Raw genomic sequence first — 1,602 nt, 5'->3', positions numbered from 1 at the left:
AGCCACTTGCCTCGGGCCCGCTGACGCCGCAGGCCGCGCCGCCCGCGGCGAAGAGGTTGGGGATGATCCCGCCCGCGGCAAGCCGCACGCGCGCCGCCTCATCCACCACCAGCCCGCCCTGGCTGTGGAACAGCGCGCCGGTGACCCGCACCGCGCAGAGCGGCCCGGCGAGCGGCGCCACACCCTGCCAGTTGCGGCCGAAGCCATCCGTGGCGCCGTCTCGCTTCAGCGCGGCGACCTCATCGAAGGTGGCGAGGAAGGCGTCCTCCGGCAGCTTCATCAGCCGCGCGAGTTCGGCGGGCGTCTCCGCGCTGATCACCGCGCCCTGCGCCTGCGCCTGGCGGAAATCCTCGAACTGCGCGGTGATGCCGGCGATGCGGGCATCGAAGACATCCCAGGCGATGGAGCCGGGCTGGCCCATCACGGCCACGCCCGCTTCCGAATAGCCCGAGGATTCGTTCCAGAAGCGCCGGCCTTCCGTGTTCACCTGGAAGCCGCCTTCCATGATGACGGCCCAGGAGACGAGGATGCCCTGGGGATGCGCGACGGAGCCGTGGCCCTGGTGCCCCGTCATGTCGCGCAGTTGGGCGCCGATCTGCTCGCCCCAGGACAGCGCTTCGCCCTCATTCCCCGGATGGCCGAAATAGACGGCTTCCGCCAGCTCCGGGATGTATTTGCGGACGAGGTCCTTGTTGCCGGCATAGCCGCAGCAGGCGAGCACGATGGCCTTGGCGCCAATGCGCTCCTCGCTGCCATCAGGCCGCGTCGCGACCAGGCCGCGGAGCCGCCCGGATTGGTCCGCGACCAGCGTCGTCACGCGCGCTTCCGTCAGCAGCGGCACGCCAGCGGCCTCCGCCGCGCTGCGCAGCCGGTCCACGAGTTCCGCCCCGCTCCGGCTCGGCAGGCCATGCATGCGGCGATGCGTGTGGCCGGGGTAGGAGAAGTCGTGCACGACGGAGAAGTCGAGGCCGTGGCGATCCGCCAGCCATTCGATGGCGCGGCCCGCATTCTCCGCCACCGTCCGCACGGTGGTGGGCTCCGCCTGGCCATGCGCCTTCTTCTGGATGTCGCGGGCGAAGGTATCGACATCATCCTCGATCCCATGCGCGCGCTGGAAGCGCGTGCCGGCGGCGGGGATGAGGCCCGCGCTGAGGGAGGTGCTGCCGCGCGGCACCGGATCGCGTTCCAGCAACAGCGGCTCCACCCCCGCATCGAGGCAGGAGAGCGCGGCCACCAGCCCCGCCGCGCCGGCGCCGATGATAGCGACGGGGACTTCGATCTCGAAGGCCGGATCGGCCTCGGTGACGACGCGGCCGATGCTCATGGCAGCTTCGCCAGCTCCTCGGCGATGGTGCTGATCTTCGCCACGGGGCGCAGCGCCTCGATCGCCGTCCTGTGCAGCTCATCCGTGAAGGCGGCGCAGGCGTCTTCCAGCACCGTCACCTCGAACTCCCGCACATGCGCGCCGCGCACCGTGGAAGCGACGCCGCCATTCGTCACGATGCCGCTGACCAGCAGCTTGCGGATGCCCGCCTTGCGCAGCACCCATTCAAGCCGCGTCTGGTAGAAGGCATCATAGCCGACCTTCTCGACGGGCAGGTC

General features: G+C 70.7%; 2 protein-coding genes. Both read right to left on the bottom strand.

Annotated features, from left to right (window positions below; translation table 11 throughout):
• Positions 1-1,324, bottom strand: a 1,324-nt coding sequence (locus I8752_RS22080) for an FAD-dependent oxidoreductase (RefSeq protein WP_214434419.1), incomplete at its 3' end; no start/stop codon positions are given.
• A partial coding sequence (locus tag I8752_RS22075) for a cysteine hydrolase family protein (RefSeq protein WP_214434418.1) occupies positions 1,321-1,602 on the bottom strand: 282 nt, incomplete at its 5' end. The genes I8752_RS22080 and I8752_RS22075, both read right to left, overlap by 4 nt.

Origin of the sequence: Dendronalium phyllosphericum CENA369, from assembly GCF_016056275.1 — a bacterium.
In the GTDB taxonomy this organism is placed as follows: domain Bacteria; phylum Cyanobacteriota; class Cyanobacteriia; order Cyanobacteriales; family Nostocaceae; genus Dendronalium; species Dendronalium phyllosphericum.
This window is presented reverse-complemented; position numbering and strand designations above follow the sequence as displayed.